The organism is Streptomyces sp. T028 (genome assembly GCF_048159505.1).
Taxonomy (GTDB): Bacteria; Actinomycetota; Actinomycetes; order Streptomycetales; family Streptomycetaceae; genus Streptomyces.
In genome coordinates, this window is record NZ_JBLRVZ010000019.1 from 258,116 (window position 1) to 271,609 (window position 13,494).

Here is a 13,494-nt window from a genome sequence, read left to right on the forward strand (position 1 = left end):
CTCGCGGCCGGACGCCCAGCGTCCCCTCTCCGGTGCCGACACCTGAGACGCCCTACACCCGCACCGGTCGGCCGAGCCGACCGCGACCCGCTGGAGACACCGCCTTGACCTCTTCCCCTGCCGTGAACGACGGGGATTCCTTCCCTCACGGGTCGGGCTTTCTGCTTCACGGCCCGTTGCCGCCTGGGGTTACCAGCGAAGGGACGGTGTGCCGCCCACGGTCTTGCACAAGCTCCTGAAGACCGGGGTTTCGACGCAGGGAGTCGCCGACGCCCCGGGCAGCGGTACGGGCAGCGGGGGCGCCCCGGAAGATCAGGACACCGAGGAAGGACAGGACATGCGCGAAGGACAGATCGAGGAGATCGAGGAGACGGGCGGCTGCGGCGGGGTCTGCGGCTGCGGCGGCGCGGAGGAGACCGCCGAACCCGAGCTGGATGTGCGGGAGGTTCCGCACGCGCTGCGCCACGCCACGGTCTTCGGCGCCCTGGACGCCGTACCGGTGGGAACGGCGATGGTGCTGGTCGCCCCGCACGACCCGCTGCCCCTGCTCGCGCAGATCGAACAGCGCAGCCCGGGAGCCTTCGCCGTGGAGTACCTGGAACGCGGCCCCGAGAGCTGGCGGCTGCGGCTCAGCCACCACTGATCCGAAGCCCGACGGCTCCGAAGCCCGACCGCTCGTCCGAAGTTCGCCGCGGTACCCGCACACACATCAGGAAAGAAGGAAGACACGTCATGGACGGATCGCACCGCCTGGCCGGCACTCTGCTCGGGACGGTCGGTACGGCCCTCGCAGTCGCCGGACCGGTCATGGTGTACCGCGGCCGTAGCGGCAGGAAGGAGATCCGCACCGAACTGGCCGCCCAGAAGATCACCTTCCCCCATCACGGCCTGCCCGCCGACCTCGCCGCCTACGCCGGCCGACCCGTGGAGACCGGCCCCGAGGCGCACGCCTACGCCGAGTTCATCAAGGGCAACCTCGCACTTGCCACCGGCGGCCGCACCTACGCCGAGATCACCGCGGAGCTGCACGCCACCGGCGGTGACGACGAGAAGCTCGCGAAGCTGCGTCAGACCGCGTTCATGGGCCAGTCCCTGCGCGGCTCACTGATGTCCGCCTACCAGGCATGGCACCTCACGACCCTGGTCACCGGCCTGGGCACCGCGCTGACCGGCCTGGGTGTCGCCCTGGTGGCCACCGCGGACGCCCTGACTCCCCGCGCGCCGAGCCGCTCCTGACCGTGCGGCGACGCACCCGGACGGGCCTGGACTCCCGTCTGCCGCAGGGGATCCCACGCGCGGCGTCGCCTTTCCGAGGACCCGTCCGGCCCCGGCGCCGCGCCGCGAAAAGGGACCGTCGGCCCTGTTGAAGAAGACCACCGGCCGCCGCGCCGACCACCACCGCCGGTGGAGGCTGACGGCGACCGATCCGGAGGTACCCCCGTGCACGACCACGTCGACCGCCCACAAGGCCGATTCCACCGCTGCCGCTCGCGGTGGGCGCCGCGCACGGCCAGGGCCCTGGTCCCTCGGCCCGGACACCGCCCGGCCGCCCGCCTCGTCTGCCCCGACTCCAGGGCGGCCGGACACAGCCCGCGGGCGCTGGGAAGAGCCGGGCGATGAGCGCCGCCGTACCGGTCGGCGCGACGAGCCAGGCCGTCCATGCCATCCGACGCCAGCGGCACGACGCCGGGGAACGGCCGTTCATCGTCATCTGGGAGTCCACCCGGGCCTGCCCGCTGGCCTGCCTGCACTGCCGCGCCGAGGCCGTGCCCGCGCGCGACCCGCGTGAGCTGGACACCGCCGCGGCCAAGGACCTGCTGCACCAGGTGGCCGCCTTCGGGCAGCCCGCCCCGCTGTTCGTGATCACCGGTGGCGACCCGTTCCAGCGTCCCGACCTGACCGAACTCATCGCTCACGGCCGCGAGGCAGGGGTCCGGGTCGCGGTGTCCCCGTCCGGTACCCCGACGCTCACCGCCGGGCGGCTGCGGGACGTGCACGCGGCGGGCGCGGTCGGGCTCTCGCTGAGCCTGGACGGCTCCACCGCCGAGGTCCACGACACCTTCCGCGGCGTGCCGGGGGTGTTCCGCTGGACCCTGGACGCCTGGGACACCGCCCGCGCCCTCGGTATGAAGGTGCAGATCAACACCACGGTCGCGCGGCACAACCTGCACGACCTCCCCGACGTCGTCCGCCTGGTCGCCGAGCACGGGGCGATGCTGTGGAGCGCCTTCTTCCTCGTGCCCACGGGCCGGGGCCGCAGCCTGGGCGTGTTGACCGCGGGTGAGGTGGAGGACGTCCTCAACTTCGTCTACGACGTCGGCCTGACCGTGCCCGCCAAGACCACCGAGGCCCACCACTTCCGCCGCGTCGCGATGCAGCGCCAGATCCTCGCCGCCGCCGGCGACGACCACGTGGCGGTGCTCGGACTCGGCCCGCTGTACCGGGAGTTGCGCGAGCGGGCCGCCGAACTGGGGCTGGACGCCGGAGCGCGCCGGGTGCGGCGCCCGCCCCTGGACGTCAACGCCGGCCGCGGCTTCGTCTTCGTCTCGCACACCGGCACCGTGCACCCGAGCGGCTTCCTGCCCCTGGGCGCCGGAAGCGTGCGCGAGACACCGCTGACGGAGATCTACCGCACCTCGGAGCTGTTCACCGGCCTGCGGGACCCCGACCGGCTGGGCGGCCGGTGCGGTGCGTGCGAGTTCCGCCGGGTCTGCGGCGGCTCGCGGTCCCGGGCGTACGGCGTCACCGGCGACCCGTACGCCGAGGAGCCGTGGTGCGGTTACGTCCCCGGCTCCTTCCCCCGCCGGCGGGAACTGGCCGCGCTGCTGGGCGGCGGCACCGACACCGAGCCGCCCGCTCGTCCCTGCCCGACCGCCGCCGCGGGCGGCAAGGAGCACCATGTACCGCAAGCACGATGACCCGGCCGTCGGCGGTGGCGCTCCGCCCAACCGGTTCAAGGCGTCCGGCCTGCGCGGCCGGCACCTGACCGCCCACCTCCTGGTCGCGGCCTGGGCGGTGCTCGCGCTCCTGGCGGCCGTCGCCCAGGAGACGCCGGTGGCCCGCTGGCTGGCCATCCACCTCTTCCTGCTGGGCGCCGCCACCACCGCCATCGTGGTGTGGAGCGAGCACTTCGCCGTGGCCATGCTCCACGCCCCGCTGCCCGACCGGCGCTGGAGCGACGCCCGGCTGGCCGGCGTCAACGCCGGAGCCGTGGGCGTGTTCACCGGTGTGTGGGCCGACCGGACCGCTCTGACCGGCGTCGGGTGCGCGCTGCTGGTCACCGCGATCGGCGCGCACCTGGTGGTCCTGGTCCGGATGGGCCGGGGAGCGCTGGGCGGACGGCTCGCCCCCATCGCCGACTACTACCGGGCCGCGGCGGCGGCACTGGTCGTCGGCGCCGTGCTGGGCTGGCTCCTGGCCACCGGCAGGGCCGGACCCGGGCACCACACCGGACTGAAGCTGGCCCATGTGCACGTCACCCTCCTCGGCTGGATCGGACTGCCCGTGCTGGGCACGCTGTTCATGCTCTGGCCCACCGTGCTGGGCGTGCGCATGGCCGAGCGCACCACCCGGCTGGCGCGATGGGTGCTGGTGCTGACCGGGGGCGGCCTGCTGACCGCCGTCGCCGGGCTGTCGGCCGGATGGCGTCCCGCCGCCGTCACCGGTGTCGCGGGCTATGCGGTGGGTGTGGCCGTCGCCGCGCACCTGTTCGTCCGGACGGTTCGCCGACGGCCCGCGATCTCGGCGGCCGCCGCATGGACGCTGGCCGCCGCCGCGGGATGGCTGGTCGTCGGCGTGGTCGTGGACCTGGTGCTGCTGGCGGCCCGGCCGCTCGCCGAGAGCGTCGACGACATCGGGTCCCTGGTTCCGGTCCTGCTCGTCGGGCTCGTGGCGCAGGTCCTCATCGGGGCCCTCACCTACCTGCTGCCCATCGTGCTCTCCACCGGTCCCGAGGAACGGGCCGCGCTGCGGGCGGTGCTCGAACGGTTCTGGGTGCCACGGCTCGTCGTCCTCAACCTCGGCGTGGCCCTGCTCGCGCTTCCGCTGCCCGGCTCCTTCGGCACGGCGGGCATGCTGTCGGCCGGGGCGGGCGGGGTCGCGTTCCTCGCCCTGGTGGTGCGTGTGCTGGTCCGCGGCGGACGGGGTCTCCTCCAGGACACGGATCAGGACACGGATCAGGGCACGGTTCAGGGCACGGTTCAGGCCGGGGTGTCCGGTACGTCGCGTCGCCCCGTCCTGTGGGGCACCGTCGCGGGCGCCGTGGTGACCGTGCTGGCCGTGCTCGTGGCGAACAGCGGCGGGGACACGAGCGGCGGGGCGAGCGCCGCCGGGACGACGGGTGCGGGCGCCGGCACCTCCCGCACGGTCGCCGTCACCCTGGCCGACATGCGCATCCGCCCGGCCCGGATCGAGGTCGACGCGGGCACCGCACTGCGGCTGAAGATCACCAACACCGATGCCCAGCGCCACGACCTCAAGGTCGAGGACGGCCCCTCCACCCCGATGCTCGCCAAGGGCGCCACCCGCGTACTCGACCTCGGTACCGTCACCGAGGACCGCGAGGCATGGTGCACCCTGCCGGGCCACCGGGCCGCCGGGATGACGATGGACATCGTCGTGAACGAGGACACGGCGACCGACAGCGGCGGACACGAGGGACACACCTCCGCCGCCGACGGCACCACTGACGACACCGGTCTGGACCTCTCCGCCGACTTCTCCACCGGCTGGCAGGCACGCGACGCCGACCTGGCCCCCGCGCCCGGCGGTACGGTCCACAAGGTCGAACTGCACGCCGCCCACACGACGGTGGAGGTGGCCCCGGGCGTGAAGCAGCAGATGTGGACCTTCGGCGGCACGGCACCCGGCCCCACCCTGCACGGCAAGGTCGGCGACGTCTTCGAGATCACCCTCGTCAACGACGACGAGGGCATGGGCCACGGCATCGACTTCCACGCCGGATCCCTCGCCCCCGACAAGCCCATGCGCACGATCCAGCCCGGCGAGCGCCTCGTCTACCGCTTCCGCGCCGAGAACGCCGGAGCCTGGCTGTACCACTGCAGCACGTCACCGATGCTCCAGCACATCGGCAACGGCATGTACGGCGCCGTCGTCATCGACCCGCCGGGCCTGGCGAAGGTCGACCACGAATACGTCCTGGTGTCCTCCGAGCTCTACCTCGGCACACCCGGCAGTACCGCCCAGGTGACGAAGATGCGTCAGAACACCCCGGACGCCTGGGTGTTCAACGGGGTCGCCAACCAGTACTCCCAGCAGCCCCTGAAGGTGAAGGCCGGTGAGCGGGCCCGTTTCTGGGTGGTCGCGGCCGGTCCGAGCGACGGCATCGCCTTCCACGTGGTCGGGACGGTCTTCGACACCGTGTACAAGGAGGGCGCCTACCTGTTGAAGCCCGGTGACCCGGGCGGCGCACAGGTGCTGGACCTGGCCACGGCGCAGGGCGGGTTCGTCGAGACGACGTTCCCCGAGGCCGGCCACTACGCCTTCGTCGACCACGACATGCGGCACGCCGAGGCGGGAGCGCACGGCATGGTGGAGGTGAGCGAGTAGTGGACACCGTCGGCTGGTGGTCCCTGGTGCGGTTCGCGCACGTGGCCGGTGCCGCCCTGTGGGTCGGCGGTCAACTGGCCCTCTCCCTGGTGATCCTGCCGCTGGCCCGCCACCTCCTCGCCCCGGAGGCCAAGGACACCTTCACCGCCGCGGCCGGCCGCCGGTTCGGGATGCTGACCGGAGCGGTGTTCCTGCCCGTGCAGCTGGCCACCGGCTGGGCCATGGCCTGGCACAGGGGAGTCACCTGGGCCTCCCTCGCCGAACCCGGCTACGGACGCACGCTCGCGACCAAACTCGCCCTGTTCGTGGTGGTGATGCTCGCCGCGGCCGGACACGGCATCGCCCACGCCAAGGGCCGCTCCGACCTGGCGCGCGCCTTGGCGGTCGTCTCCCTCGTCGGCTCCCTCGGCGTCGTCCTGCTCGCCACGGCCCTGCCCGCCACCTGAGAGCCTGTGTCATATCCCCGGCCGGGCGCGCGACGCCTGGCACTCCCCCAGAGGGGGGACCCCCACCCCCAGAGGGGGCACCCCCACCCCCGGAGGGGGGACCCCCAGCCGCGTTGCCGAAACGCCCACGTGGCTCCTCCCCCACGCTCGGCTTCGCTCGCGCGGGGGCACCCCCATCGAGGGCACTCCGGCGCCTTGCGATCGCACGCTCCCCCACTCTCGGCTCCGCTCGCGCGGGAGGGGCCCCATGACGCCGCGCGCTGATCCGACCGGGGATATGACACAGGCTCTGAGCCACGCGCCGCACCGTCGGACGGCGCCGCGGCGGTCACTGTTCGATGAGGACAGGCTCTCCGGTGATCGTGACGGGGTCGCCGGGCTGGACCAGGACCGTGCTGCCGTTGAGCCGACGCACTGCCCGGACGTCCGGCCCCGCGGTGGTGGTGGCGGTACCGGTGTCGGTCCACCGAATCGTGGCCTGGTGATCGCGCTGCGACTCGGTGACGGTGAACTCGCACTCCCAGACATTGCTCGGAAGGCCGGCGGGAAGGCCATGGGAGCAGGAGCGGATCCGAGCGTGGCCGAGCCAGCGCTGCAGCTGCTCGACAGCCAGTGCCGCCCCGGTGGGGGATCCGCCTTCCGCCTGTAGGACGATGGGAATCCTGGTCCCGCCCCAGTTGTAGAAGTACATGCGCTCGATGTTGACCTTGCGTGCGTAAAGGCCCACGAGATAGAAACGCACGGCGTAGTTGGTGGCACGACGGCTGTCCAGAGGGTCCTGCAGCGGGATCTCGTACATGGTCCCCGTGTTCCAGACAGGCGGGTGAACGCCGGCGCCGTGCAGGACCTCGTCCACCTTGTGGGTGAGGTCGAGCATCGTCTCCGGCGGGTCGGAGGCGGTGCGTTGGTAGAGCTTGACGCCCGCGACGTCGCAATGGCGGTACCCGCCGAGTTCGGCGAAACGGCGCAGTACGTCCATCCCGTCGGGATCCCACAGGCGGCCCATACCCGGACAGACCACGGTGGCCTGCGGGTCCGCGGCGCGGATGATCCGGCCGGCCCTGCGCGTCATCTCGATGAGCGTTTCGACACTGCCGTTGTAGAAGCGGGCGTCGTTGGCCAGCACCCACAGTTCGTAGGCCTCGATCCGCCCCCGGTATCTGTGGACCAGGGCACGCACGAAGGCGTCCCAGTCGGCCAGTCGATCCGGTGGTGCGGCTCGGGAGTCGTCGTCGTAGGGCCCGACCGGGCCGTTCGGACTGGCCCACCGCGGAGTGCCGCCCAGCACGAAGAGAGCGGGCAGGCCTGCCCGCCGGGCTCCGCCGACCAGCCTGTCGAGGACGGACCAGTCGAATTCGCCACGCTGCGGTTCAAGGTTGGCCCAGCGTGTGCCGCTGTCCCACAGCCGCACAGCGCCGGTCCGGAACGACGGCATGGTGCCCGTGGTGCTGTTGATCGTGACCCCGAAGTGGGTCGATGGAACCGGAGTCGGGGAACTGACCCAGTCCGGTCCCGGTATCCACTGCGCCGAGTGACGCAGCTGCAGCTCACGCAGTCGTGGCGGACCGGCACTGGCCGCGGTCGTGCCCAGGAGCAGGCCGGTCACCACGGCGGCGACCAGGTAGGTGAAGACGCGTCTTCGCCTACCGCCTTCCCTCTTCTTCGGCCGCGTAGGCGGCCGCGGGACAGGGACGTCCGCGGACTGGTCGACGGAGCCGACGGCGGACAGGACCTGTGTCTCCTCGGGTCGGCCGGGCGCCTCGGCGGTTTCAACGGCGCGCATCCACAACCTGCACAGCGCCGCCGTCTCGGCCCTGTCGGCCTGACACGCCTTGGCCAAGCGCTCGACGGTGGCGAAGTCCCTCGGGACGCTGTGCCCGGCGCAGTAGCGGTAGACCGTGGACTTGCTCGCGTTGACCTGCTGCCCGATCCAATGGTAACTGCGTCCGCTGCGTCGCTTGAGCTCCTCCAGAGCAGCGCTGAACTCCTTGTCGCCCGGTGTCTCGGCCATGGCCCCCTCGAGTCGCTGTCTGGCGGGAAGGCGACGGTGTCCGGGTCCCGCGACCGAGCCCTCTCAGCCGCCGCCCCCTCGCCGGACACCGTGCCCGCCGCGCGATCGGTGGGGCGCCGGTGTTCCAGAAACGCCTGAACCCCCCAGGTAGAGACGTGGTCGGCGTTCCAGGCGTTCCATCTTCGGGCTCCGGTCTTGCTGAGCGCTGATCCCTGCCCCCACGATCTGATCACCGGTCGGGCCGTGGAAGGACCGCCTGCTTCGGCGGCCCGAATCAATCGCCATCCCACCGACCACACAGGGGGAAGATCATGCGTCCATCAACCCGGGGTATCACCGCGGCACTCGCCGCGGGAGCCGCGTTGCTCCTCGCCAACGCCGGCCCGGCCCACGCCGTGACCGGAGGCGACGTCATCCGCCACGACAGCATCCAGAACCTCGTCATCGCCAAGGACATCCGGAACTACAACGCCGGCTACGGAGGGAACTGCTCGATCTGGAACTGGGGCGGCGGGAACACCTGGAACTGGGTCCAGGGCGGAGGCAACTGCAGGACCGCCAGCATGAACGGACGCACGTACAGCTGGACCCTGTGGAACGACACCGACGCCTTCACGCTGCAGTACGAGAGCTACTGGCTGAACATGCACGGCTCCTGGCGGCACGTCAACGCGAACGTCTACACCAAGATCCAGGACCACGAGAACGCGCACTGCTACCGCGAGTCCGACGGCGTCAACTGCTACGTCTCCTACGGGTGACATCCGCGGCGGAGGGCGCGCGGTGACGGGGCCGCCGGAACCTTCCCTTCCACCGTCCTGGTGGAAGGGAAGGTTCCGAGCTGTTACGCAGTACGGGTGAATGAGGTGCTTGTTCCGTTCGGGGCTGGTGGGGAGTCTCCTACGTTCTTTGCATGCATCCGGGGCTGCAGGGGAGGCCCTGTGAGCGGGGGACGGGTTGAAAGGCGCACCTGATGTCGGGGTTGGAGAAGTCGCCGGACCTGCGCGGGGTTCGGGCGGGCCGCGGCCGTCGGACCGGGGTGCGGGCCTGGGGCGCGGTGGGCGTGGCATGTCTCGTGGGAACGGTGCTGTCTCTCAGCGGGCCGTGGGCGGCCGGAGGTGTCGCGGCGCGGATGGTGGCATCCGCGCCGTCCACCGGCTGCTGGGGGCTGGCGGCCTCGCTGATGCTCCGTGCGTGGGGGGCGAGCGGACGGGTGCGGACGCGTCTGCTGCTGTTGGGGGGTTCCGCGGCAGCCGGGGGTGTGTACCGGGGGACGGTCAGCGTGCTCTCGGGCCACTCCCCGGCCTCGGAACGGGGCGCGCGATCGGTGCTGGGTTCGATGGTGGTCACCGGAGTGACGCTGACGGTCGGCCTGGGGATGGTCGGTCTGGTGGTCGCAGCCGATGACGGCACAGGTCGGCAGGCGTTGCTGCGGCGCGTGCTGGACGGGGTCGTCACAGCCGGGGCCGTGCTCATGACCCTGTGGGTGCTGCTGCGGGGGACCGGTGAGGGCTGGCGGCTGGAGACAGGGATGGTCGGTGTCCTTTGGACCGCGGAAGTCGTGTTCCTCAGCTTTCTGTTCGCTCTGAGCCGTGTCGTGGGGAGCGACCGGAGAGCGACGTTGTGGGTGGGGATCGCCGGGCTGTCCCTCATGCTCGCCGGCGACACCCTGCGCCTGTGGACGGTCGGCCCGCACAGCCCCGAGGCGATGTCCTGTCGGCTGGTCGACGCCTGCGTCACCGCGGGACTGCTCGTGGCCGCTGTCGGCCCCTGGGTGCCTGGCGGGGCGAGCGCCCTGGGCACCACTCAGCGGGCGTTGCGATGGGGGATGGAGGGAGCGGCGGCGTTCATTCCCCTGACGGTCTGCACGGCCATGGTGCTGGGGTATGTCCTGGCGCCTCCCGCCCGTGACCCGGTGCCGCTGATGGTCGGCGGGACGGCCCTGCTGCTCCTCTGGGCACGCCAGGCGTTCCTGCCGCGCGAGAACACCAAGTACGACGACTGAGAGCCTGTGTCCCCGTGAGACCCGGACACCTCCGAAGGCAACTCGAAGCAGGCCAACTCGGCCGCATACGGCGGCGCTTGGGCCATTGACAGCGATCGGGCCGACATGACAGGTTCTCGTCTGACCCCAACTGAGACAACGTTGTCAAGGAGGTCTGTCCGATGGGGCTGTCCCTCAGACGGATAACGGCCCGCGCGACCGCTGTGGGCGTCGGCCTGCTCTTACCGGGCCTGCTGTTGGGGGGTGCGCTCCCGTCGGCCGAGGCCGCCGCGGAGCCGGTCTCCGACCCGGCCGCGCTGGTGAATCCGTTCATCGGCACCCAGAACTTCGGAAACACCTTCCCCGGGGCGAGCGCCCCGTTCGGCATGGTCCAGGTCAGCCCCGACACCGGCGGCCAGGGCGGATACGACTACCAGCAGAACAAGATCCACGGATTCAGCCAGACCCACCTCTCCGGAGTCGGCTGCGGTGTCGCCGGAGAGCTGCCCGTCATGCCGACCACCGGCGCGGTCGACAGCGTGAACCCCGACACCTACCGCTCCACGTACACACACGACGACGAGGAAGCCACCCCCGGTTACTACCGGGTGGGGTTGACGACGTACGACATCGACGCCGAGCTGACCGCCACCGCGCGCACCGGCTGGCAGCGGTACACCTTCCCGGCCACCGGTGCGGCGAACGTGCTGTTCAACACCGGCAAGGCCAACCAGAAGGTGTTCGACTCCGAGGTGCACGTGGTCGGCGACCGCACCGTGGAGGGACGGGTGCGCGCCGGAGAGTTCTGCGCCGGACAGGACAGGCACACCGTCTACTTCACCGCCACCTTCGACCGCCCCTTCAAGGACCACGGCACCTGGCGCGGTTCAACACCCGAGCCCGGCACACGCGACGCGGAAGGAGAGGGCGGCAACGGTGCCTGGGTGACCTTCGACGCCACCGCCGACCGAGACGTCGTCGTGAAGGTGGGGCTGTCGTACACCGGCCCGGACGGTGCCCGGAAGAACCTGGCGGAGGAGACCGGGGAGTCGTACGACTTCGACGCCACGCGCGCCGCGCTACGCGCCGACTGGGAGAAACAGCTCTCCTCGATCAGGATCGGCGGTGGGTCTCCGGAGCGGCAGAAGGTGTTCTACAGCGCCCTCTACCACGCCCAGTTGCACCCGAACCTGGCCGGTGACGTCGACGGCCGCTACATGGGCTTCGACGGCAAGGCACACACCGCCGCCGGTTTCACGCCGTATCAGAACCTGTCCCTGTGGGACACCTACCGGCCGCAGAACCAGCTCCTGGAAATGCTTCAGCCGCGCGTCGCCCGGGACGTCGCGTTGTCGGTCGTCGCGATCGGCAGGGACGGTGGCTGGCTGCCCCGGTGGGCCCTGGCCAACAGCGAGACCAACATCATGACCGGCGACCCGGTGACGCCGTTCCTCGTCGAAGCGTGGTCGAAGGGCCTGCTGGCCGGGTACGAGGACGAGGCCTACGCCCTGCTGAGGAAGAACGCGACCAGCACCCCACCCGCCGACTCCCCGTACAACGGCCGCTCCGCGGTGGACTATTACGCCAAGCGCGGATACGTCCCGTCCGGCCTGGAGCGGGGCAAGGACTGCGCGGACAAGGGCGGCGACAGCGACTGCGATCACCCGGCTTCCGCCACCCTGGAGTACGCGGCGGCGGACGCGTCCCTGGCCCTGATGGCCAGAGGGCTCGGACACGACTCCGACGCACGGAAGTTCGCGGCCCGCGGCCAGTGGTACCGCAACCTCTGGGACTCCTCGACCGGCCAGTTCCGGCCCCGTACGACCGCGGGGACGTGGCTGACGCCGTACGACCCGGTCGAAGCGGGCCACCAGTTCCACGAGGGCGGCGCGTACCAGTACCAGTGGCTCGTGCCGCAGGACCCCGCCGGTCTCGTCGATCTGATGGGCGGCCGGAAGGCCACCGAGAAGCGGCTCGACTCCTTCTTCGCCTACGACAAGCTGCTCGGCGACCCGGCGGGCACGGCGCGTGAGGACTGGATCTCCCAGCCCTACGACTACTACGGCAAGCCGACCTACAACCCGAACAACGAGCCCGATCTCCTCGCGCCGTACATGTATCTGTGGGCGGGCGCGCCGGCGAAGACGGCGACCGTCGTGCGCGCCGCGATGACGCTGTTCACCAACGGGCCCGACGGCATGACCGGGAACGACGACCTGGGCACCATGTCGGCCTGGTACGTGTTCTCCTCGCTCGGCCTGTACCCGACGATGAGCGGCGGCGGCTTCCTGGCGCTGTCCAGCCCGCAGTTCGAGTCGGCGACGGTCACCATCGGCCGGTACGGGAAGCGCCAGGGCGGCACGCTGACGATCAGCGCGCCGGGGGCGAGCGACACCAACCGGTACGTCCAGCAGGTGTCGTTCGACGGCCGGGACGTACGGCGCACCTGGCTGGACTGGGACAAGGTCGCGCACGGCGGCACCCTGGCCCACCGGCTCGGTACGGCGCCGTCCGCCTGGGGCACCGGCGCGGGCGCCGAACCACCGTCGGTCGACCGGGCGGCCGCCGACGGACGCCGGCACCTCGACGCGTCCCTGCGGACCTCCGCCGACATCGTTCCGGCCGGTGACACGGCCCAGACCGCCCACCTGACCCTGGACGTCCTCGGCCAGGCCCCTGGTGAGCTGCGCGTCGCGGTGACGGCCGAGGCGCCGACCGGCTGGCAGGTGAAGACGACTCCGCGCTCACCACTGCGGATCCGGTCCCAGCGCCTGCCCGTACAGAAGACCGTCGAGCTGGCGGTGACCGTGCCGCCCGGCACCGCCACCGGGTCCTACCCGGTGCGCGTCACGGTCGAGGCGAAGGGAGTCGGCCGCGTCACCCGGGAGGCCACCGTCGAGGTGCGCCCGGCAGCGGAGTGTGCGACGACCGCGGACGAGAGTTGCGCGGTGGACCTGAGCGGGGACATGCGGCACGACGGGACGGCGACCGCGGAGGAGTCCGGCCAGGGCGACTTCGACGGCGGCGGCTGGAGCTACGACGCCCGGCTGCTTCCGCCCGCCGGTCCCGTCACGTGGGACGGCGTGACGTACGACGCCCCGGATCCGGCCGGCACCGCGGCGAACTTCGTCGAGGCCCGTGGCCAGACACTGCTGCTGCCCGCCCGCAGCCATGGCACCCTGCGCCTGGTGGCGGCGTCGCACAACGGGCCGGTGACCACCCGGCTGACCGTCCGGTACGCCGACGGCACCAGCGCCGAGGTCCCGCTCCAGGTCGGCGACTGGGCCGGACAGGCCCCCGACGGCAGCACCGTCGTCCTCGACATGCCCCACCGGATCAAGTCCGGCCAAGGCGTCGACGGGCCGCCGGTACGGCTGTTCGGCCATTCCCTGGAGTTGGACGACGCCAAGGTGATGCGCTCGCTGGTGCTGCCGGACGACGCGCGTGTGGAGGTGTACGCGATCACGCTGTCGTAGGCGACTCCC

Annotated in this window: 9 protein-coding genes; 8 read left to right on the top strand and 1 reads right to left on the bottom strand. The window is 71.7% G+C overall.

All coding sequences use genetic code 11. The features are described 5' to 3' along the window. Positions 1-337 precede the first annotated feature (337 nt). The 5 genes from ACLZN2_RS19705 to ACLZN2_RS19725 all read left to right on the top strand — a co-directional run bounded on the left by ACLZN2_RS19705 (position 338) and on the right by ACLZN2_RS19725 (position 6,014). Positions 338-643 carry a DUF2249 domain-containing protein gene (locus ACLZN2_RS19705; protein ID WP_416979803.1) on the top strand — a complete coding sequence of 102 codons (306 nt, stop codon included), beginning with the start codon at positions 338-340 and terminating at the stop codon, positions 641-643. Between the two features lie 89 nt (positions 644-732). Beyond that, positions 733-1,236 carry a hypothetical protein gene (locus ACLZN2_RS19710; RefSeq protein ID WP_416979804.1) on the top strand — a complete coding sequence of 168 codons (504 nt, stop codon included), beginning with the start codon at positions 733-735 and terminating at the stop codon, positions 1,234-1,236. A gap of 380 nt (positions 1,237-1,616) precedes the next feature. Further along, entirely contained in the window at positions 1,617-2,918 is a 1,302-nt protein-coding gene (locus ACLZN2_RS19715; RefSeq protein ID WP_416979805.1) for a TIGR04053 family radical SAM/SPASM domain-containing protein, read from the top strand. After that, the gene (locus ACLZN2_RS19720) at positions 2,899-5,568 is read left to right on the top strand and encodes a multicopper oxidase domain-containing protein (RefSeq protein ID WP_416979806.1); all 2,670 of its coding nucleotides are present in this window, start codon (positions 2,899-2,901) and stop codon (positions 5,566-5,568) included. Before ACLZN2_RS19715 ends, ACLZN2_RS19720 begins: the two co-directional genes overlap by 20 nt. Beyond that, a complete protein-coding gene (locus tag ACLZN2_RS19725) occupies positions 5,568-6,014 on the top strand; it encodes a hypothetical protein (RefSeq protein WP_416979807.1) in 447 nt (148 codons plus the stop codon). Before ACLZN2_RS19720 ends, ACLZN2_RS19725 begins: the two co-directional genes overlap by 1 nt. A gap of 328 nt (positions 6,015-6,342) precedes the next feature. Here ACLZN2_RS19725 and ACLZN2_RS19730 read toward each other — a convergent pair whose 3' ends face one another. Then, positions 6,343-8,025, bottom strand: a complete 1,683-nt coding sequence (locus tag ACLZN2_RS19730; protein WP_416979808.1) for a helix-turn-helix domain-containing protein — start codon at positions 8,023-8,025, stop codon at positions 6,343-6,345. A 311-nt stretch (positions 8,026-8,336) separates the two neighbouring features. On the opposite strand from ACLZN2_RS19730, the gene ACLZN2_RS19735 reads away from it, so the two are divergent. The 3 genes from ACLZN2_RS19735 (at position 8,337) to ACLZN2_RS19745 (ending at position 13,485) form a co-directional block, all read left to right on the top strand. After that, positions 8,337-8,786: a hypothetical protein gene (locus ACLZN2_RS19735; protein ID WP_416979809.1), complete on the top strand. Its 450-nt coding sequence runs from the start codon at positions 8,337-8,339 to the stop codon at positions 8,784-8,786. A gap of 212 nt (positions 8,787-8,998) precedes the next feature. Continuing rightward, on the top strand, positions 8,999-10,030 hold the full coding sequence (locus ACLZN2_RS19740) for a hypothetical protein (RefSeq protein WP_416979810.1): 1,032 nt from the start codon (positions 8,999-9,001) through the stop codon (positions 10,028-10,030). Between the two features lie 161 nt (positions 10,031-10,191). Next, positions 10,192-13,485, top strand: coding sequence for a GH92 family glycosyl hydrolase (locus ACLZN2_RS19745; RefSeq protein ID WP_416979811.1), 3,294 nt, complete (start codon positions 10,192-10,194; stop codon positions 13,483-13,485). The last annotated feature ends 9 nt before the right edge of the window (positions 13,486-13,494 follow it).

Coding starts and splice junctions, on each gene's coding strand:
- ACLZN2_RS19745 (WP_416979811.1), top strand. CDS start 10,192: ATGGGGCTGTCCCTCAGACGGATAACGGCCCGCGCGACCGCTGTGGGC.
- ACLZN2_RS19735 (WP_416979809.1), top strand. CDS start 8,337: ATGCGTCCATCAACCCGGGGTATCACCGCGGCACTCGCCGCGGGAGCC.
- ACLZN2_RS19705 (WP_416979803.1), top strand. CDS start 338: ATGCGCGAAGGACAGATCGAGGAGATCGAGGAGACGGGCGGCTGCGGC.
- ACLZN2_RS19715 (WP_416979805.1), top strand. CDS start 1,617: ATGAGCGCCGCCGTACCGGTCGGCGCGACGAGCCAGGCCGTCCATGCC.
- ACLZN2_RS19720 (WP_416979806.1), top strand. CDS start 2,899: ATGTACCGCAAGCACGATGACCCGGCCGTCGGCGGTGGCGCTCCGCCC.
- ACLZN2_RS19740 (WP_416979810.1), top strand. CDS start 8,999: ATGTCGGGGTTGGAGAAGTCGCCGGACCTGCGCGGGGTTCGGGCGGGC.
- ACLZN2_RS19730 (WP_416979808.1), bottom strand. CDS start 8,025: ATGGCCGAGACACCGGGCGACAAGGAGTTCAGCGCTGCTCTGGAGGAG.
- ACLZN2_RS19710 (WP_416979804.1), top strand. CDS start 733: ATGGACGGATCGCACCGCCTGGCCGGCACTCTGCTCGGGACGGTCGGT.